This window comes from Streptomyces sp. CB01373, from assembly GCF_002803075.1.
GTDB lineage: Bacteria > Actinomycetota > Actinomycetes > Streptomycetales > Streptomycetaceae > Streptomyces.
Genome location: NZ_NNBK01000014.1, coordinates 11,853 through 30,934, shown reverse-complemented (window position 1 = coordinate 30,934; position 19,082 = coordinate 11,853). Strand labels below are relative to the sequence as shown.

Genomic DNA, 19,082 nt, shown 5'->3' with positions numbered 1-19,082 from the left:
GATGGAGGCATGGGATTCCATGTCGACTCCGAGGCCGGGCGGCTGCGCCGGGTCATCCTGCACCGGCCCGATCTCGAGCTCAAGAGGCTCACCCCCAGCAACAAGGACGCCCTCCTCTTCGACGACGTCCTGTGGGTGCGCCGGGCGCGCGCCGAGCACGACGGGTTCGCCGACGTGCTGCGCGACCGCGGGGTCGCCGTGCACCTCTTCGGCGATCTGCTGACCGAGGCGATGGAGATCCCGTCGGCCCGCTCGCTCGTCCTGGACCGCGTCTTCGACGAGAAGGAGTACGGGCCGCTCGCCACCGATCACCTGCGGGCCGCCTTCGAGAGCCTGTCCGCCGCCGAACTGGTCGAGGCCCTCGTCGGCGGCATGACCAAGCGGGAGTTCCTGGACGCCCACGAGGAGCCGACGTCCGTGCGCTTCCACGCCATGGAACTGGACGACTTCCTGCTCCGCCCGCTGCCCAACCACCTCTTCACCCGCGACACCTCCGCCTGGATCTACGACGGCGTGTCCATCAACGCCATGCGCTGGCCCGCCCGGCAGCGCGAGACCGTCCACTTCGAGGCGATCTACCGCCACCACCCCCTCTTCCGGGACGAGTCGTTCCACCTGTGGTCCGAGGGGCAGGCCGACTACCCGTCCACCATCGAGGGCGGCGACGTGCTCGTGATCGGCAACGGCGCCGTGCTGATCGGCATGAGCGAGCGGACCACGCCCCAGGCCGTCGAGATGCTCGCGCACAAGCTGTTCGCCGCCGGCTCGGCCCGGACGATCGTCGCGCTCGACATGCCCAAGCGGCGGGCCGTGATGCACCTCGACACCGTGATGACCATGATCGACGGCGACACCTTCACGCAGTACGCCGGGCTCGGCATGCTCCGCTCGTACACCATCGAACCGGGCTCCGAGGACAAGGAGTTGAAGGTCACCGACCATCCGGCGGAGCACATGCACCGGGCGATCGCGGCCGCCCTGGGGCTCAGTGAGATCCGGGTCCTCACCGCCACCCAGGACGTGCACGCGGCCGAGCGCGAGCAGTGGGACGACGGCTGCAACGTCCTCGCCGTCGAACCCGGCGTCGTCGTCGCCTACGAGCGCAACGCCACCACCAACACCCACCTGCGCAAGCAGGGCATCGAGGTCATCGAGATCCCCGGCAGCGAACTGGGCCGGGGCAGGGGCGGCCCGCGCTGCATGAGCTGCCCGGTCGTCCGGGAGGCGGTGTCGGGTTAGCCGTGTGCCCGGGGGATCACGTTCCGGTGACGGCGGGAAGAGGGTCTTGTATCGCAGATCACGTCGGCGTACGGTCCGTATCACCCCGGCGAACAAAGTGTTCGCTCAAGAAGTATCAGGTGTTCGCTCATGACTGATCGTTCGTTGCCGGGACCCTCCGGTGGTGACACCGACAGTGCCGCCGACGCGGCGCTGGGGGGCCGCATCCGGGAGTACCGGATGATGCGGCGGATGTCGCTGCGGGCCCTGGGGGAGGCGGCGCAGGCCAGCCCCGGGTTCCTCAGCCAGCTGGAGCGCGGGCAGGTGAACTGCTCCATCGGCATGCTCCGGCGGATCGCCGACTCGCTCGGTCTGACCGTGGCCGACCTGTTCGACCAGGACGGCCGGCCCGGTCCGAGGGTGGTGCGCAGGGCCGACAGGCCGATGCTGCACACCGCTCCAGGGAGTCGCAAATTACTCATTTCGCAGCGCCCGCTCAGCCATCTGGAGGTCTACGCGGGCGAGTTCGACCCCGGGGCCTCCACCGGTGACGACGCCTACACCCATGGCGACTCCCAGGAGATCCTCCTGGTGATCAGCGGCGCCGTACGGGTCGAGCTCGACGGCCGGGCCCATGACCTGGAGGCCGGCGACAGCATCGAGTACCGCTCCTCGGTGCCGCACCGCGTGGTCAACCACCACGAAGACCCCGCCGAGATCCTCTGGATCATCAGCCCGCCGACCCCGGACTGACTCCCCCGCTCCCCTCTCCTTCCCGCACCGCATCCGACTCCCGAGCCCCGTACGCCGCACCCCTCCTCACCGCGCCCTTCCCGCGCGGTGCCCCGCCGCGCCCCGCCGCCGTGCGCCCGCGCGCCGTGCCCTCTCGGTCCCCTTGCGTCTTCGCCGTCCTCCTTGGAGACAGTCATGCCCGGAATATCACGCAAAATCATGGGGTGTGCCGCTGCCGTCGGCGCCCTGCTGCTGACCGTCACCGGCTGCGCCGGCACCGGCCCGGCGGCCGCTGACGTCGACCTCGGCCCAGGACCGGCCGTGGCCGGCCAGGTGAAGAAGGGCGCGCTCGACGGCGTCACCCTCACCTTCACCTCCTACGGCGGCATCTACCAGGACGGTCAGGAGGCCGCCGCCGTCAAGCCGTTCGCCACCGAGTCGGGGGCGAAGGTCCTCTCCGACGGGCCCACCGACTACACCAAGGTCAAGGCCCAGGTCGACGCCAAGAACGTCACGTGGGACGTGGTGGACGCCGACACGCTCTGGGCCAAGCGCCAGTGCGGCAAGATGTTCATGCCGCTTGACAAGGACATCGTCGACACCTCCAAGCTGCCCAAGGGCACGGAGGACAAGTGCTCCGTGCCGGCCATGAGTTACGGCGTCGTCCTGATGTACGACAAGAAGAAGTTCGGCGACAACCCGCCGAAGGACTGGGCGGACTTCCTCGACACCAAGAAGTACCCCGGCAAGCGCGCGATCCCCGGCTTCGCGTCGGACGCGGCCCCGGGAGCGCTGGAGGCGGCGCTGATCTCCGACGGGGTCGCTCCCGACCAGCTGTACCCGCTGGACGTCGACCGGGCCCTGAAGAAGCTGACGAGCGTCCGCTCCTCGCTGGTCTTCTGGGACACCGGCGCCCGGTCCCAGCAACTGCTGGAGTCCGGTGAGGTCTCCATGGCGATGGTGTGGTCCGGCCGCGCCTACTCGGCGGTCAAGAACGGCGCCCACTTCGCCCCGCAGTGGAACCAGTTCCTGCCGGTCTCCGACTCCCTCGCCGTCCCCGTCGGTGCCAGGAACCCCAAGGCCGCCATGGCGCTGATCAACTACTACCTGGGCGCCGCCCAGCAGACCAAGCTCACCGAGCTGACCTCCTACTCGCCGATCAACACCGACGCCAAGCCCAAGCTCGACACGCTCGCCACGCAGTACCTGACCACCACCCCCGAGCGGCAGGCGCAGGCGCTCCAGGTCGACAACGACTGGTGGGCGAAGAACCAGGAGCAGGTCATCCAGAAGTGGTCCGACTGGCTGGCGCGGTAACCCATGACAGCCCTGATCGAGATCGCCTCCCCGGCCACCGGCGGCCGGCCCCGCAAGGGCGCCGGCGGCCGGTGGGGATGGCTGCTGCTCCCCTCGCTGGTCCTGCTGGCCGTGCTCTTCCTGGTGCCGCTTGGCCTCATGGCCTGGCGCAGCGTCAGCGAACCGACGCCCGGTGCGGCCAACTACTCCTGGTTCTTCACCAGCGACGTCGCCCTCGCCACACTGGTCCGCACCCTGACCGTCGGCGCCGTCGTCACCCTGGTGACCCTCGTGCTCTCCTACCCGTACGCCTACCTGATGACCGTCGTCGGCGCGCGGGCGCGGATCTGGCTCACGCTGCTGGTGCTGCTGCCGTTCTGGACCAGCCTGATGGTGCGCACCTTCGCCTGGGTGGTGCTGCTCCAGGACAGCGGCGTGGTCAACCAGATCCTCGGCACCGTGGGTCTCGGTCCGCTCCAGCTGATCCGCACCCCCACCGGCGTGGTGATCGGCATGTCGCAGGTGCTGATGCCGTTCATGGTGCTGCCGCTGTACGCCGTGATGAGCGGCATCGACCGCCGGCTCCTGGACGCCGCGCAGGGCATGGGCGCGCGCCCCGCGATCGCGTTCCTGCGGGTGTTCGTGCCGCTGTCGCTGCCCGGAGTGGGCGCCGGCGCGCTGACCGTGTTCATCACCTCGCTCGGCTTCTACGTCACCCCGGCGCTCCTCGGCTCGCCCGACCAGGCGCTGATCTCGCAGCAGATCTTCACCCAGGTCAACGGCCTGCTCGCCTGGGGCCGCGGCGGAGCGATGGGCGTGGTGCTGCTGGCGGTGACACTGGTCCTGCTGGGACTGGTCGGCGTCGTCCTGCGCCTCACCCGCGGCCGGGGAGGTGCCCGATGAGGACCGCACCCGCGCGGATCGCGCTGTGGGCGTTCAGCGTGCTGGTGGGCCTGTGGCTCATCGCGCCGACGCTCGTGGTGATCCCGCTGAGCTTCACCGACAAGGCGTCCCTGGTGTTCCCGCCGAGCGGCTGGTCCACCCACTGGTACACCAACTTCTTCACCGACCCCCGGTGGACCGAGGCGCTGTTCTCCTCGATCCAGGTCGGCGCCCTGGTCGCGGTGGTGGCCACCGCCCTGGGCACCGCCGCCGCGATCGCGCTCACCCGGTCCGGCTCACGCTGGGTCAAGGCGTCGTACGGGCTGCTGCTGGCCCCCATGATCGTGCCGACCGTGGTCGTCGCCATCGGTGTGTACGCGCTCTTCCTCCAGTACAACCTGCTGGGCACCCTGCTCGGCTTCGTCACCGCCCACACCGTGCTGGCCCTGCCATTCGTGATCATCCCGGTGACGGCGAGCCTGCGCGGCTTCGACCGGCGCCTGGAGGACGCCGCACTGATCTGCGGCGCCACCCGGTGGGGCGCCATCCGGCAGGTGACCCTGCCGCTGATCGCCCCGGGCGTCGTCTCCGGTGCCCTGTTCGCCTTCGTCACCAGCTTCGACGAGGTCGTGGTCTCGCTGTTCATCCAGAGCCCCTACCTGCAGACCCTGCCGGTCAGGATGTTCGCCAGCGTGACCCGGGACACCGACCCCACCATCGCCGCGGCCGCCACCCTGATCATCGTCTTCACCACGGTGCTCGTACTGGCCGCCACCTTCGCCACCGCCAGGAGGAACCGTGTCCGCTGAGACCAGCCTCATCAAGGCGCGCGGAGCCCGTATCGAACTGGCGCAGGTGCGCAAGGAGTACGCGGACTCCGTCGCCGTCGACGACGTCTCCCTGGTGATCGAACCGGGCGAGTTCATGACCCTGCTGGGCCCCAGCGGCTCCGGCAAGACCACCACCCTCAACATCATCGCCGGGTTCACCGCCGCCACCTCCGGCACGCTGACCATCGGCGGCAAGCAGATGCAGGACCTGCCGCCGCACCGGCGCGACATCGGCATGGTCTTCCAGCACTACGCGCTCTTCCCGCACATGACCGTCGCGGAGAACGTCGCCTTCCCGCTCAAGCAGCGCAAGGTGCCGAAGGCCCGCCGCGCCGCGATGGTCGAGGCGGCCCTGGAGACCGTACGGCTCGGCGGCTACGGCCACCGCAGGCCGCGCGAACTGTCCGGCGGGCAGCAGCAGCGCGTCGCCCTGGCCCGCGCCGTGGTGTACGAGCCGAGCGTGCTGCTGATGGACGAGCCGCTCGGCGCGCTCGACAAGAAGCTGCGCGAATCCCTCCAGCTGGAGATCAAGCGGGTGCACCAGGAGGTCGGCTCCACCTTCGTCTTCGTCACCCACGACCAGGAGGAGGCACTCGTCCTGTCGGACCGCATCGCCGTCTTCGACGACGGGGGCATCCAGCAGGTCGGCACCGCGAGCGAACTCTACGAACGGCCCCGCAGCCTCTTCGTGGCCGAGTTCCTCGGCGAGTCCTCCACCGTCCGGGGACGCGTCGAGGCGGACGGCGACGACTCCCGCGTGCGGGTCGGCGACCGCACCGTACGCGTCGCCGGCCGGCTGCCCGGCGGCGGCGCGGCCGCCGTCGTGGTCCGGCCCGAGCACCTGCGGGTGCAGCCCGCCGCCGAGCCCGTCGCCCCCGGCGTCAACGCGCTGCCCGCCCGAGTCACCCAGGAGATATACCTGGGCTCCGGCCGCAAGCTCGAACTCGCCCTGCCCGACGGCACCGTGCTGCTCGCCCGCGAGCAGGCCGACCGGCTCTCTGGCGTCCGCCACGGCGACGAGGTCACCGTGGTCTGGGACGTCGAACGAGGCGTCCTGCTCGACGACCCCTCCGGCACCACCCACCCATCCACTTCGGGCGACCGGATCCCGGTCGCCGCCGCGGAAGAGAGCGGACGATGAGCACCACTCCCGCCACCAGCCCCACCTTCGTCAACGGCGACGTCTCCTTCTGGTTCCGGGAGAGCGGCCTCCCCGCCCGCCGTCCCGCCCTGCCGGGCGACCTGGACGTCGACGTCGCACTCGTCGGCGGCGGCTACACCTCCCTGTGGACCGCCTACTACCTCAAGAAGGCCCAGCCCGACCTCAGGATCGCCGTCCTGGAGAAGGAGTTCGCCGGGTTCGGCGCCTCCGGCCGCAACGGCGGCTGGCTCAGCGCCGAACCGCCCGGCCAGATGCGCCGCTACGCCAAGTCCCACGGGCGCGAGCCGGCCGTCGCCCTGCAGCGGGAGATGTTCTCCTCCGTCGACGAGGTCGTCCGGGTCGCCGCCGAGGAGGGCATCGACGCCGACATCCAGAAGGACGGCCTGCTGCACGTCGCCACCAACGCCGCCCAGGAGCGGCGGCTGCGCGAAGGGCTGCCCACGCTCCGCGCCGAGGGCTGGGGCGAGGACGACCTGGTCGAACTCGACGCGGACCAGCTCGCCCGGCGGGTCCGCGTGGCCGGCGCCCGCTACGCCCAGTGGAGCCCGCACTGCGCCCGCATCCAGCCCGCCAAGCTGGTCCGGGGCCTGGCCGACGTGGTGGAGCGGATGGGCGTCGCCATCTACGAGGGCACCGAGGTCACCGAGATCCGCCCGCGCGAGGCGGTCACCACCCACGGCACCGTCCGGGCGTCGCACGTCATCCGGGCGCTGGAGGGGTTCACCGCCGAGCTGCGCGGCCACCGCCGCGTCTGGCTGCCGATGAACAGCAGCATGATCGTCACCGAGCCGCTGCCCGCCTCCGTGTGGGAGGAGATCGGCTGGCGCGGCGCCGAGCTGATCGGGGACGAGGCCAACTCGTACTGCTACATCCAGCGCACCACCGACGGCCGCATCGCCATCGGCGGGCGAGGCATCCCGTACAAGTTCGGCTCCCACGTCGACCAGCGCGGCGAGACCCGCGACGCCACCCAGGCGCAGCTCCTGGCCATCCTCCGGCAGCACTTCCCGGCCACCGAGGGCGTCGCGATCGACCACACCTGGTCCGGAGTGCTGGGCGTGCCGCGCGACTGGTGCGCCACCGTCCACCTGGACCGGGACACCGGCATCGGCTGGGCCGGCGGCTACGTCGGGCACGGCGTGACCACCACCAACCTCGCCGGACGCACCCTGCGCGACCTGATCCTCGGCCGGCAGACCGACCTCACCCGGCTGCCGTGGGTGGGCCGCAAGGTGCGCGGCTGGGAGCCGGAGCCGCTGCGCTGGCTCGGCGTGCGCAGCCTCTACGTCGCCTACCGCGCCGCCGACCGGCACGAGAACTCCGGTCTTGAGCGCACCTCCGTCATCGCACGCGTCGCCAACGTCATCAGCGGACGCTGAAAGGAGCGGTAAGCCCATGGACACCGACACCACCGCACTCGCCGTCGCCTTCCTCGCCGACCCGGCGAGCGCCGACCTGCCCCCCATGGCGCCCAAGCCCACCAGCACCACCGGCCAGCGGGAGACCACGCTCACCCTGTGGCAGTCGCCCGACGGGGTGGCCGAGGTCGGGGTCTGGGAGTGCGACCCCGGCCAGTTCACCGCCACCCGCGAGGGCTACGACGAGGTCTGCCAGGTGCTGACCGGATCCGCCACCGTCCGCACCGAGGGCGGTGAGGACGTCGAGCTGCGTCCCGGCGCCACCCTCGCGATGCCGGCCGGCTGGCGCGGCACCTGGCAGGTCCACGAGACCCTGCGCAAGGTGTATGTGCTGCGCACCCACGGGACCGGCGCATGACCCTCGTCCTGCACGGCGGCCGGGTGTGGACCGGCGACCCGCGGCGCCCCGACGCCACGGCCGTCGCCGTGTCCGGCGGCCGGATCACGGCCGTCGGCACCGACGCCGAGGTACGCCGGGCCGCCGGCCGCCCGGCCGAGACGTTCGACCTGGCCGGCCGGACCGTGGTGCCCGGCCTCCAGGACGCGCACATCCACCCGGTCTGGGGCGCCCTCGAGGCGCTGCGCTGCGACCTCACCCGGGCCACCGACGCCGAGGGCTGCCTCACGGCCGTCCGGGAGTACGCGGCCGCCCACCCCGGCCGGCCGTGGATCCTCGGCGGCGGCTGGGGCATGGACTGCTTCCCCGGCGGCTGGCCCACCCGCGAGCCCCTGGACGCCGTCGTACCGGACCGGCCGGTGTTCCTGCCCAACGCCGACCACCACTCCGCGTGGGTCAACTCGGCGGCACTGGCGCGCGCCGGGATCGACGCGGCCACCCCGGACCCGCCGGCCGGGCGGATCGAGCGCGACGCGGCCGGCCGGCCCACCGGAGTGCTGCACGAGAGCGCCATGGACCTGGTGGCCCGGCTGCTCCCGCCGGACACCGCCGAGGACCAGCTCGCCGCGCTGAGCCACGCGCAGACCCATCTCTTCCGGTACGGCATCACCGGCTGGCAGGACGCCATCGTCGGCGCCTACGGCGGGGCCGGCGACACGCTCGCCGCCTACCGGCGGGCCGACGCGGAGGGGCTGCTGAAGGCCCGTGTCACCGGCGCCCTGTGGTGGGACCGCGACCGCGGCCTGGAGCAGCTCGACGACCTGGTGGCGAGGCGCGGGGAGCCCGGCCGCCGCTTCCGGGCCGGCGCCGTGAAGGTGATGCAGGACGGCGTGCTGGAGAACGGCACCGGCGCCCTGCTGGAGCCGTACCTGGACTCCTGCGGGTGCGCCACCGGCAACGCCGGCCACTCCAACGTGCCCGCCGCGCTGCTCGCCGACGCGGTGACCCTCCTGGACGCCGCCGGATTCCAGGTGCACTTCCACGCGATCGGCGACCGGGCGGTGCGCGAGTGCCTGGACGCGGTCGAGGCCGCGGCCGCTGCCAACGGGGCCCGCGAGCGGCGCCACCACATCGCCCATGTGCAGTTGGTCGACGACGCGGACATCGCCCGCTTCGCCGCCCTCGGGGTGACGGCCAACGTCCAGTCGCTGTGGGCGACCCACCACCAGCAGACCGACGAGCTGACCAACCCGCTGCTGGGCGAGGCGCGGGCCGGCCGGCAGTACCCCTTCCGCCGGCTGCTTGACAGCGGCGCCCGGCTCGCCGGAGGGAGCGACTGGCCGGTCACCACGGCCGACCCGTGGCAGGCCATGCACGTCGCCGTGCACCGCACCGAACCGCCCGGTTCGGCGCACACCGGATGGCCGGGCGCCGACCGCCCGTTCGTGCCGCACGAACGGCTGGAGCTGACCGACATCCTGCGCGCGTACACGGCCGGTTCGGCCTGGGTGAACGGCAACGACGACGAAGTCGGCCTGCTGCGCGAGGGCATGGCGGCCGACCTCGCCGTACTCGACCGGGACCTGTTCGCCGCGGACACCGGCGTGGCCGGCACCCGCGCCGTGCTCACCCTGGTCGCGGGGGAGGCGGTCCACACCGCGTGAGCGGCCGGCTCACCAGTTGACGGGGAGGGTGAGCGGCGACTTGCTCGGCGACTCGTCCTCCCAGATGGGGCGGTGGTCCTCGGCCAGGCGCAGGTCCGGGAGCCGGTCGAACAGCGCCTCCAGGCACACGGTCATCTGCGCCCGGGCCAGATGGGAGCCGATGCAGTTGTGCGCCCCGCGGCCGAAGGTGAGATGGGGGTTGTCCGCGCGGCACAGGTCGAGCCCGTCGGGGTCGGTGAACACGCTCTCGTCGCGGTTGGCCGCCGCGAGCACGGGCAGCACGGCGTCGCCCGCGCGGATCGTCCGGCCGTGCAACTCGATGTCCTCGACGGCCTGGAGGACGACGACGCCGTTCATCACCGGCACATAGCGCAGGAGTTCCTCCACCGCGCCCGGCAGCAGGGCGCGGTGGTCGCGCAGACGCGCGTACGCGCCGGGCACGCTCAGCAGGGTCAGCACCGCGTCGGCCAGGAACATGGTGCTCGTGCGGTAGCCGGCGACCAGCATGGACAGCCCGAAGTTCACCGCGCTCTCGTGGTCCAGAGCGCCGCGATCGCACTCCCCGACCAGCCGGGTGAGCATGTCGTCGCCGGGCTCGCGCCGCTTTCGGTCGAGCAACGAGGTGATGTACTCGCGCAGTTGCGAGGTGGCCTCGCGGCCCTCCTCCAGGGTGAGGATGGCGCCGAGCGCGGCGTCCGCCCTGGGCAGGAAGTAGTCGCTGTCCTCGTAGGGGATGCCGACGAGATCGCACATCACCATGACGGGGAAGGGCTCGATGAACCGGACGACCAGGTCGCCGGGCTGGTCGCCGGCGACGAACGGGTCGAGCAGCCGGTCGGCCGACCGCCGGATGCGCGGCATCCCGCTCCGCACGGACCGGACGCTGAACGGCTCGCTCAGGGCCCGGCGCAGCGCGGCGTGCCGGGGGCCCTCCAGCTCCATCATCGTGACCAGGCCCGGCTCGTCGCCGGGGGCATGGCCGGGGCGGGGCGGCCAGTCGGTGATGCTCGGCCTGATCAGCCGGGCGTCGGCGACGAGTTCCTTGACGTCGTCGTAGCGGGTGGCGTACCAGGCGGTGGCGCCGATCGGCAGCCTGACCCTGGCCAGCGGGCACTCCTGGCGCAGCCGTTGGTACTCCTTGGGCGGGCCCATGGTGCCCGGCGGCGGCAGGGGCAGCTCGATGACGGGCACGACGGACACGTCGGGCACGTCGACGGCGGGTTCCGGCGTGGTGTTCACGGGTGGACCTCCCCTGGTGCCTGCGGATGGGCTCACCAGCCGACCGGGAGGGTCAGCGGTGACTTGGTGACGGACTGGTCGTCCCAGAGGGGCTGTCGACTCCGGGCCGGACGCAGCCCCGGGAAGCGGTCGAGCAACGCCTCGATTCCCACGGTCAGTTCGGCGCGCGCCAGATGCGCGCCGACGCAGTTGTGGGTTCCCCGGCCGAAGGCGAGGTGGGGGTTGTCCGCGCGGCACAGGTCGAGCCGGCCGGCGTCGGCGAACGCGCTCTCGTCGCGGTTGGCGGAGGCCAGCACGGGGATGACGGCGTCGCCCGCGCGGACGGTCTGCCCGCCCACCTCGACGTCCTCGGTGGCGAGCAGCAGCACGGTGCCGTTCATCACCGGCATGTACCGCAGGAGTTCCTCCACCGCGCCGGGCATGAGGTCGCGGTGGTCGCGCAGGCGGGCCCACTGGTCCGGCCGGCGCAGCAGGGTGTGCACCGAGCCGGCCAGGAAGAAGCCGCTGATGCCGAAGCCGACGGTGAGCATGGACAGCCCGAACGCCGTGACCTCGTCGTCGGTCAGCGTCCCGTCCTCGGTCTCGCGGACCAGCAGGGTCAGGACGTCGTCGCCGGGCCGGCTCCGCTTCCGCGCGATCAGCTCGGCCACGTACGCGTGCAGCAGGCCGGTGACCCTGCGTCCCTCCTCGGCGGTCACCATGCCGCCGAGGGCGGCGTCCAGGACCGGCAGGAACCAGTCCCGGTCCTGCCAGGGGATGCCCACCAGGTCGCACAGCACGAGCAGCGGGAACGGCTCGGTGAATGCGGCCACCAGGTCGCCGGGAGGGCCGCCCGCCGCGAACTCCTCCAGCAGCCGGTCGGCGAGCGCCTGGATGCGGGGCAGCCGGTCCCGGACGGCCCCCGCGCTGAACGCCGGGGCCACGGACCTGCGCAGGGCCAGGTGCCGGGGGCCGTCCAGCTCCGCCATGGTGACCAGGCCCGGCCCGTCGTCGGCGGCCGGTCCGGGACGCGGCGGCCAGTCGTTGATGGTCGGCCTGATCAGCCGGGGGTCGGCGAGCAGCGCCCGGACGTCCTCGTACCGGGTGACGTACCAGGCGGTCGCGTCCATCAGCAGCCCGACCCTGGTCACGGGACGGCTCTCGCGCAGCCGCGCGCACGTCTCGGGCGGCCCCATGGTGCCGGGCGGCGGCAGCGGGAAGTCCAGGACGTCCGCCTCGGGGCCCGGCGCCGGCGCGCCGGGTGACTGTGGGGTCATGCTGGCTCCTTCGGCGTGGGCTGAGGGAGTCCGGCCACCGGCGCCGGCTACGGGCGCTCGATGTAGCCGGTGGCGTAGAAGTACTCCAGGTAGCGGTCCAGCAGATCCGCGTCGACGGGCGGGCAGCTCAGGCCCGTACCGGCCAGGTCGCGTTCGATGTTGTCCCGCCCCACGGACGGGAAGGTGCCCTCGAAGTACATCTCCTTGACGGACATGTCCGCCTGCTTGCAGCGGTCCACGCACAAGGAGACGAACGGGGCGGTGGGACTCGTGGGGTGCCGCGCGACATGGCGGACGAGGTCGTCCACCCACTCCTCGTAGGGAAGCCGCCGGATCCGGTGGCCGCTCGCGTCCATCCGGTCCAGCATGTCGCGCAGGCTCGCCGGGCGGGGGTTGGTCATGTGGTAGGTCCGGTGGGTGGTGCGGTGCCCGGTGGCGATGTGCACCACCGCCTCGGTGAGGAAGTCCACCGGGACGAAGTCCAGCGGCAGCGGGATGTCGGGGGCCAGCCCGGTCTCGGTGATCGTCTTGAACAGCGAGCAGATCGCCGTGTCGGTGTTGCACGCGCCGGTGCGCCGGTCGCCGGTGATCTCGTACGGCCGGTGGACCGCCACCGGCAGGCCCTGGCCGGCGGCGTCCCGCAGCACCTCCTCGGCCACCCACTTGCTCTCGGCGTAGCCCATGGTGAGCCGGTCGGCGTGGTCGAGCGGCAGGTCCTCGTCCACGTGCCGCACGCCCGCGGTGCCGAAGCCGGCGAGCACCGCGATGGTGGAGAAGAAGTGCACGGGCACGGCCCGTTCGGCCGCCAGTCCTACGAGCTGCCGGGTGCCTTCCACGTTGGCGCGGCGCAACGCCTCGTACGGGTAGAGGAAGTTGACCTGTGCGGCGGCGTGCAGCACCAGGTCGAGGGTGCCGGCCAGCTCCTCGGCGCGGCCCGGTTCCATACCGAGGCCGGGCTCGGCGAGGTCGGCGGGGAAGCACACGACGCGGTCGGCCGCCTCCGCGCCGGCGAGGCCGAAGCGGGCCAGGTTCCGCATCACCTTCCGCCGGGCGTGCGCGGCGTCGCGGGCGCGCACCGGGCAGTGCACCCGGGCGCCGGTGCGTCGCAGCAGCCGGTCAAGCAGGAAGGCGCCGACGAAACCGGAGGCTCCGGTCAGCAGCACCTCCCCGGGGTGCCGCCAGTCCGGTTCGGGACCGCGCGGCGACGGCAGGGCGAAGCCGAGCCGCGACTCGGCGCGGAAGTCCACGGCGTGGGCCTCGGGGGCCGCCCGGGCCCGCCGGCCCTCGACGGAGGTGAGGGTGGCGACGGCGGCGGTGAAGTCCTCCAGGGTGGGGGAGCGCAGCAGGCTGTGGACCAGGGTGCGGCCGTACCGGGCGTCGAGGCCGAAGGCGGCCAGGGTGCGGGTGACGACCTCGGCCGCCAGCAGGGAGTCGCCGCCGATGTCGAAGAAGCCGTCCCCGGGCGCCGGGCGCACGCCCAGCACCACCTGCCACACCCGCGCGACCGTCTCCTGCGGGCCTGGGTCCGAAACCGGAGCCGGACCCGGACCGTGCCCGGGACCCGCCGGTGCGGTGGCCGTCTCCGTGCCTGTCCCCGCGCCCATCCCCGTGCCCGTGGCCGTCGCCCCCGGGGCTGTCGTCTCGGGGGCCTTGTACGGTGCCGTGCCCGCAGCCGACCTCGGGGCCGTGTCCGGCGCCGCCTGCAGGCGCAGCCGGCGCCGGTCCACCTTGCCGCCCGCGGTCACCGGGAACCGCCCCACCTCCACCAGCCGCGCGGGCACCGCCGCCGCGGGCAGCCAGGCCGTGAGGCCGCCGCGGATACGGTCAAGCGGCAGCGCCATGCCGGGCCGGGCCGGTGTCACGTACCCGATCAGGCTGTCGCCCTCCAGTTCCACGACGGCCTCGCCCACCGTGTCGTCAGCACGCAGCCGCGCCTCTATCTCGTCCGGCTCGATGCGGTGCCCGCGCAGTTTGATCTGCCGGTCGACCCGCGCCCGGTACTCCAGGACGCCGTCCGCGCGCCGCACCACCCGGTCGCCGGTGCGGTAGAGCCGCGTACCGGGCTCGAAGCGGTTGTCGACGAAGCGCTCGGCGGTCAGCTCGGGGTCGCCGAGGTATCCCAGCGCGAGCCCGTCCCCGCCGACGAGGAGTTCGCCCTCCTCACCGGCGTCCGCGAGCGTGCCGTCCGCCCGCACCACGTAGCAGGTGGAGTTCTCCAGCGGCCGCCCGATCGGCACCGCCGTCGCCTCGGGCGGCAGGCCGTCCACCAGGTGCGCGGTGGAGACCACGCTGTTCTCGGTCGGACCGTAGAAGTTGACCACGGTGGTGTCCGGGCAGGCCGCCAGGATCGCGCGGGCCAGCTCCGGGTCCATCGCCTCGCCGCCGGCCGAGGCGAACCGCAGCGACCGCAGCGCCGACGGCCTGGTGCGCCCGATGTGGTGGAACACCCCGGTGGTCAGGTAGGCGACGCTGACCCGCTCGGACAGCAGCCGGGACTCCAGGGCGGCCGGGGACAGCAGCTCCTCCTGGTCGGCGATCACCACGCAGGCCCCGGCGAGCAGCGCGGACCAGATCTCGATCGTGGAGGCGTCCGAGGAGAGGCCGTAGGCGTGCAGCACCCGCTCACCGGGCCGCGGCCGCTGCCACACCAGATCGGAGGCGGCCAGCCGGACCACGCCGCAGTGCGGGACCGCCACGGGTTTGGGACGGCCGGTCGAGCCGGAGGTGAACATCACATAGGCGCAGTCCCCGGAACGTGCCCCGGTCCGCGGGAGCGCGACCGGGGCGCTCGGCGCCGACCCGTTCAGGGCGATGCGCGTACGCACCCGCCGGATCCGGCAGACACTGCCGGGCAGCGTCACCACGGTGTGCACCCCGGCGTCCTCCGCCATCGCCTGGAGCCGTCCGGGCGGCGAGGCGTCGTCGAGCGGGACGTAGGCCGCACCGGCCTTGAGGATGCCCAGAAAGGCGACCAGCGCCTCCAGGGACCGGCCCCCGCACACGCCGACCCCGTCGCCGCGCCGCACCCCGGAGCCGAGCAGCCGGGCGGCCAGCGCGTCGGAGCGGTCCTTCAGCTCGCCGTAGCTCATGCTGCGGCCGTGCTGGACGGAGGCGGTCGCCCGTGGGCGCAGCGCGGCCCGGGCGTCGAACAGCTCATGCAGACAGCGATCGCGCGGGTACCACACCGTTCCCGCGTTCCACGCCGGCGCCACCGGAAGCGTCCTGCTGTCAGTGACCATCGGGATGTCCCGTCTGTGCTGCACGTGAACCGCCCGCCGCACGGAGAACTACGACTCGAACTCCGCGGCGAAGGCGGAGAAGTCGGCCGTTCTCCATCTCTCGGGCCGCATGCGGATGAGGATGTCGTCGACCAGCTGCTCCTGGTTGGCCGCCAGGTAGGCCGCCGCGGTCTCCGCGTCCAGGTACCGGTGGGCCAGCGCCTCCTGCTCGGCCGCGGGCAGCGGATCCTCGACGCCCACGACCGGCCCCTCCACGCTCACATACCGATACGGGGCCGACTCGTCCTGCGCGCAGAGGCTGAACCTCCCGGCGTCACGGATGAGGCGGGCCTTCAGCGACTGCCGCCCGGTCGCGATCGTCACCGGACCGCCGGGACGGTAGGAGTACCAGAGCGGGACCAGCAGCGGCCCACCGCCGTCACGAGGATCGTCGACCCCCAGGATTCCCACGTGGAGGCCGGCGAGGAACTCTTCCCGGTCTTCGACCGACATCCTGAGATCCATGACTCCCAGAGTTCAACAGACCCGGGCGCTTCGCATCCCGGACCCCGGCACTCTGTATAGAAATGTGGAACATCGTATAGACTTCCACAGTCCGCATTCCGCCCGCCGTCCCCAGGAGACTCCCCGATGGTGCACGTCCCGACCGGTCTCACCGGCCGCCACTTCCTCAAGGAGCTGGACTTCACCGAGGAGGAGTTCCGCGGCCTGGTCGGGCTGGCCGCCGAGCTGAAGGCCGCCAAGCGGGCCGGGACCGAGACGCCGTACCTGCGGGGCCGCAACATCGCGCTGATCTTCGAGAAGACCTCGACGCGCACCCGCTGCGCCTTCGAGGTCGCCGCCGCCGACCAGGGCGCCTCGACGACGTATCTCGACCCGTCCGGATCCCAGATGGGGCACAAGGAGTCCGTCAGGGACACCGCCCGTGTCCTCGGCCGGATGTTCGACGCGATCGAGTACCGGGGCGACAGCCAGGACACCGTCGAGGAACTCGCCGCGCACGCCGGCGTCCCCGTCTACAACGGGCTCACCGACGACTGGCACCCCACCCAGATGCTCGCCGACGTGCTCACCATGACCGAGCACTGCGCCAAGCCGCTGAGCGAGACCGTCTTCGCCTACCTCGGCGACGCCCGCTTCAACATGGGCAACTCCTACCTGGTCACCGGCGCCCTGCTCGGCATGGACGTACGGCTCGTCGCCCCCAAGAGCTACTGGCCCGCCCAGGCGGTCGTCGACCGGGCCCGCGAACTGGCCGCCTCCAGCGGCGCGCGCGTCACCCTCACCGAGTCACTGGAGGAGGGCGTGCGTGGCGCCGACTTCGTCGCCACCGACGTCTGGGTCTCCATGGGGGAGCCCAAGGAGGCCTGGGACGAGCGGATCGAGGCCCTGGCCCCGTACGCCGTGACGATGGACGTGCTGCGCGCCACCGGCAACCCGGACGTGCGGTTCCTGCACTGCCTGCCCGCCTTCCACGACCTCGGTACCGAGGTCGGCCGCGAGATTTACGAGCGGCACGGCCGCACCTCGCTGGAGGTCACCGACGAGGTCTTCGAGTCGGCCCACTCGGTCGTCTTCGACGAGGCGGAGAACCGGCTGCACACCATCAAGGCGATCATGGTCGCCACCCTGGCCTGACCGGCCGTCCGTCAGACCCGCGGCCCGGAGCCACCCCTTCCGCCGCCGCCACGCGACCTCCCCCCGCACAAACGGGGGACACCCCGAGGCCGCCCCGCACCACCAGAAACGAGCACCACCCCCGCATGTCCGCTCCCCGCATCAAGTCCCCGGCCCTCCTCGTCGCCGAGTCCGGCGCCGACAGCGCGGGCCACGGCCTCAAGCGCACGATGGGCCTGTTCCAGCTCGTCTGCTTCGGCATCGGCGCGGTCGTCGGCACCGGCATCTTCGTCGGCCTGTCCGACTCGGTCGCCCAGGCCGGTCCCGCCGTCGTCGTCTCCTTCGTCCTGGCGGCGATCACCTGCGTGTTCACCGCCTTCTCCTTCGCCGAGCTCGGCGGCGCGATCCCCGTCTCCGGATCCTCGTACTCCTTCGCCTACGCGGGCCTCGGCGAGACCACCGCCTTCCTGGTCGGCTGGTGCCTGCTGCTCGAGTACGGCATCTCCATCTCCGCGGTCGCCGTCGGCTGGAGCCAGTACGTCAACGAGCTGCTGCACAGCCTCACCGGATGGCAGCTCCCGGCCGCCCTCTCCGCCGGACCCGGCGACGGCGGGGCCGTCAACCTCCCGGCCGTCCTCGTCATCGCCATGGCCTGCCTGCTGCTGGTGCGCGGAGTGCGCGAGAGTGCCCGGGCGACCGCTGCGATGGCCGTGCTCAAGATCGTCATCCTGGTCGCCTTCTGCGCCATCGGGTTCTCCGCCTTCAAGCACGGCAACCTCACCCCGTTCTCGCCGGCCGGCCTCGGCGGCATCGGCGCGGGCACCACGGCCGCGTTCTTCTCCTACATCGGCTTCGACGCGATCACCACCGCGGGCGAGGAGGCCAGGAACCCGCGCCGGGACATCCCGGTCGCCATCCTCGTCTGCATCGGCCTGGTCACCCTGCTGTACTGCGCGGTCGCGCTCGCCGCGATCGGCGCCATCGGCGGCGACCAGGTCGGCGGCCGGCCCGCGGCACTGTCGTACGTCGTCAACACGGTCACCGGCTCCACGGTCGGCGGCGCCGTGATCGCCTTCGGCGCGGTCGTCGCCATCGCCTCCGTGGTGCTGACCGTGACGTACGCCCAGTCCCGCATCCTGATGTCGATGTCGCGTGACGGGCTCGTGCCGCCCGTCCTGCAGAAGGTCTCGCCGCGCACCTCGGTGCCCGTCGCCGGCACCCTGATCGTCGGCGTGGTCTTCGCGATCCCCGCGGCGTTCGCCTCGCTGGACGTCGTGGTCAACCTGTGCACCATCGGCACGCTCGCCATCATGGGCGTCGTCAACATCGCCGTGATCACGCTGCGCCGCCGCGAGCCGGGCCTCGCCCGCACCTTCCGGGTGCCGCTCTACCCCGTGCTGCCGGTGCTCGGCGTCGGCTGCTCCCTGTACCTGATGTACGAGACCGGCTGGACCACCTGGCTCCAGTTCGCCGGATTCCTCGTGGCCGGGCTGCTGGTGTACGCCGTCTACGGCCGCCGGCACTCCCGGCTGGCGGCACGGGCCGGGGCCGCGGAGGTCACGCAGGGCGCAGCCGGGGCGGACCCGCGGACAACCTGAACCACACCGCCTTGCCCGAGGCGGTCACGCGGTGCCCGCAGGCGGAGCTGAGGGCGCGGATCAGCAGCAGGCCGCGCCCGTGCTCCTGCCAGGGGTCCGGGGCGGCGAGGCCCGGCCGGGTCAGGCCGCCGGGCGGGTCCGGGTCCGGATCGTGCACCTCGACATGGCAGCCGGTCGGCAGCAGCTCCACCACCAGCTCTATCGGGCCCCGGCCCACGGCGTGCTCCACGGCGTTCGCGACCAGCTCCGCGGTCAGCAGCTCCGCGGTGTCGCAGTCGGCCGTGTGCTCCAGCTCCGTCAGCGCCGTCCGTACCAGGGCGCGCGCCACCGGCACGGCGGCCGCCGAGTGCGGCAGCGCGACGCGCCAGGACGGAGAGGACGGCACGAAGTGCCTCCGCGAGGGACGGTCGTCGGGTGACGGGTGGGCCGGGGCTGAAGGGTGCTCGGGCAAGGCGGGTCCGTTCGGGGCGGGGGGCGTCCCGGCGGCGGCCACCAGGTTGTCCCGCTTTCAACGAGGGGAATGGTACGGGGGCCGCCCAGGCGATCTTGTGGCGGCCTCGGCTCCGGAGCCGGCGGCGCCCCGCACGCCCATCT

At 72.6% G+C, this 19,082-nt stretch carries 16 protein-coding genes; 11 read left to right on the top strand and 5 right to left on the bottom strand.

Annotated elements, in window-relative coordinates; all coding sequences use genetic code 11:
• Positions 1-9: 9 nt before the first annotated feature.
• The 9 genes from CG719_RS23155 (at position 10) to CG719_RS23115 (ending at position 9,539) form a co-directional block, all read left to right on the top strand.
• On the top strand, positions 10-1,239 hold the full coding sequence (locus tag CG719_RS23155; RefSeq protein ID WP_100570602.1) for an arginine deiminase: 1,230 nt from the start codon (positions 10-12) through the stop codon (positions 1,237-1,239).
• 129 nt (positions 1,240-1,368) lie between these two features.
• Positions 1,369-1,971 carry a helix-turn-helix domain-containing protein gene (locus CG719_RS23150; protein ID WP_100570601.1) on the top strand — a complete coding sequence of 201 codons (603 nt, stop codon included), beginning with the start codon at positions 1,369-1,371 and terminating at the stop codon, positions 1,969-1,971.
• 198 nt (positions 1,972-2,169) lie between these two features.
• On the top strand, positions 2,170-3,267 hold the full coding sequence (locus tag CG719_RS23145) for an ABC transporter substrate-binding protein (protein WP_100570600.1): 1,098 nt from the start codon (positions 2,170-2,172) through the stop codon (positions 3,265-3,267).
• Positions 3,268-3,270: 3 nt separating this feature from the next.
• A complete protein-coding gene (locus CG719_RS23140) occupies positions 3,271-4,149 on the top strand; it encodes an ABC transporter permease (RefSeq protein ID WP_100570599.1) in 879 nt (292 codons plus the stop codon).
• A complete protein-coding gene (locus CG719_RS23135; RefSeq protein ID WP_100570598.1) occupies positions 4,146-4,937 on the top strand; it encodes an ABC transporter permease in 792 nt (263 codons plus the stop codon). Before CG719_RS23140 ends, CG719_RS23135 begins: the two co-directional genes overlap by 4 nt.
• Entirely contained in the window at positions 4,927-6,099 is a 1,173-nt protein-coding gene (locus CG719_RS23130) for an ABC transporter ATP-binding protein (RefSeq protein ID WP_100570597.1), read from the top strand. Before CG719_RS23135 ends, CG719_RS23130 begins: the two co-directional genes overlap by 11 nt.
• Positions 6,096-7,499: an NAD(P)/FAD-dependent oxidoreductase gene (locus CG719_RS23125; protein WP_100570596.1), complete on the top strand. Its 1,404-nt coding sequence runs from the start codon at positions 6,096-6,098 to the stop codon at positions 7,497-7,499. The genes CG719_RS23130 and CG719_RS23125 overlap by 4 nt, the downstream gene beginning before the upstream one ends.
• Before the next feature lie 16 nt (positions 7,500-7,515).
• Positions 7,516-7,896, top strand: a complete 381-nt coding sequence (locus tag CG719_RS23120; protein ID WP_199836748.1) for a cupin domain-containing protein — start codon at positions 7,516-7,518, stop codon at positions 7,894-7,896.
• Entirely contained in the window at positions 7,893-9,539 is a 1,647-nt protein-coding gene (locus CG719_RS23115) for an amidohydrolase (RefSeq protein WP_100570595.1), read from the top strand. The genes CG719_RS23120 and CG719_RS23115 overlap by 4 nt, the downstream gene beginning before the upstream one ends.
• A gap of 9 nt (positions 9,540-9,548) precedes the next feature.
• On the opposite strand, the gene CG719_RS23110 is transcribed toward CG719_RS23115, so the two are convergent.
• From CG719_RS23110 to CG719_RS23095, 4 genes are read right to left on the bottom strand one after another with little or no spacing between them, the layout of a single operon-like run.
• Positions 9,549-10,778 carry a cytochrome P450 gene (locus tag CG719_RS23110; protein WP_100570594.1) on the bottom strand — a complete coding sequence of 410 codons (1,230 nt, stop codon included), beginning with the start codon at positions 10,776-10,778 and terminating at the stop codon, positions 9,549-9,551.
• A gap of 32 nt (positions 10,779-10,810) precedes the next feature.
• Entirely contained in the window at positions 10,811-12,034 is a 1,224-nt protein-coding gene (locus tag CG719_RS37180) for a cytochrome P450 (RefSeq protein ID WP_100570593.1), read from the bottom strand.
• 47 nt (positions 12,035-12,081) lie between these two features.
• Positions 12,082-15,273 (bottom strand): amino acid adenylation domain-containing SDR family oxidoreductase, encoded by a 3,192-nt coding sequence (locus CG719_RS23100; RefSeq protein WP_100570592.1) that lies wholly within the window; start codon positions 15,271-15,273, stop codon positions 12,082-12,084.
• A gap of 48 nt (positions 15,274-15,321) precedes the next feature.
• Positions 15,322-15,765 (bottom strand): pyridoxamine 5'-phosphate oxidase family protein, encoded by a 444-nt coding sequence (locus CG719_RS23095; protein ID WP_234375722.1) that lies wholly within the window; start codon positions 15,763-15,765, stop codon positions 15,322-15,324.
• A 138-nt stretch (positions 15,766-15,903) separates the two neighbouring features.
• Here CG719_RS23095 and argF point away from each other — a divergent pair, with 138 nt between their 5' ends.
• Together argF and CG719_RS23085 are read left to right on the top strand one after the other, a co-directional pair.
• A complete protein-coding gene (argF, locus tag CG719_RS23090) occupies positions 15,904-16,911 on the top strand; it encodes an ornithine carbamoyltransferase (protein ID WP_100570590.1) in 1,008 nt (335 codons plus the stop codon).
• Positions 16,912-17,036: 125 nt separating this feature from the next.
• Positions 17,037-18,488 (top strand): amino acid permease, encoded by a 1,452-nt coding sequence (locus CG719_RS23085; RefSeq protein ID WP_100570589.1) that lies wholly within the window; start codon positions 17,037-17,039, stop codon positions 18,486-18,488.
• Here the strand turns inward: CG719_RS23085 and CG719_RS23080 are convergent.
• Entirely contained in the window at positions 18,448-18,873 is a 426-nt protein-coding gene (locus CG719_RS23080) for an ATP-binding protein (protein ID WP_234375721.1), read from the bottom strand. The two genes, CG719_RS23085 and CG719_RS23080, sit on opposite strands and share 41 nt — an antisense overlap.
• Positions 18,874-19,082: the final 209 nt, after the last annotated feature.